Below are 575 nucleotides of genomic sequence, written 5' to 3'. Positions count from 1 at the left end.
GTGGGTTACTTCAATGGGGTAAGGTCAAGATTCCTGAAGACAGAACTAAAACCCTTGTTTTGGGGCACGATGGGGATTTTACATTAACCGCCATCCACCATTTTCAGTTACTTATAACTAGCACACTTGATAACGCTGCGAATTTTAGGCGCGCAACGTCTGGATAGCGTCCGTGCTGAAAAAAACTCAGATGGCGCAGCCGCTTGATTTGGCTGTCATGCGCCCGCTGCTAGCCTGCGACCCCGGGAAGGAGAAACGGCTGGCAGCGACCAATTCCAACGGCAAGCGTGAGTTGTCGTTCGGCGGTGCCGAACTTGACACCTTGCACGCACCAGGGTGTCTCGATTCCCAAAGCGGCTCCAACAGTGGGTTCGTTATATGCACCGATACGACGTATCCGATTGCGGTTGCCGCAATCGGAGGCACCGATTCAAAGCGCCTGAAGGGTCCGCTAGCCAGACTCACGCCCACCCTCGACCTGCCCAACTGGCCACGGCAATCAAAGGAGCACTTCATTGCTGTCGCGCAAGACCCACCTCTGACAGCTGATGATGCAAGCACTTTTCATCCGGCGT

1 protein-coding gene is annotated in these 575 nt (G+C 54.6%); it reads left to right on the top strand.

Annotated features, from left to right (window positions below; translation table 11 throughout):
- Positions 1-172: 172 nt before the first annotated feature.
- On the top strand, positions 173-575 hold a 403-nt coding region (locus tag BG61_RS38820), incomplete at its 3' end, for a hypothetical protein (protein ID WP_152565302.1).

It is taken from the genome of Caballeronia glathei (assembly GCF_000698595.1).
GTDB classification, from domain to species: Bacteria; Pseudomonadota; Gammaproteobacteria; order Burkholderiales; family Burkholderiaceae; genus Caballeronia; species Caballeronia glathei.
Note: the sequence above shows the minus strand (reverse complement) of the source record. Positions and strands in the feature narration are given on the sequence as shown.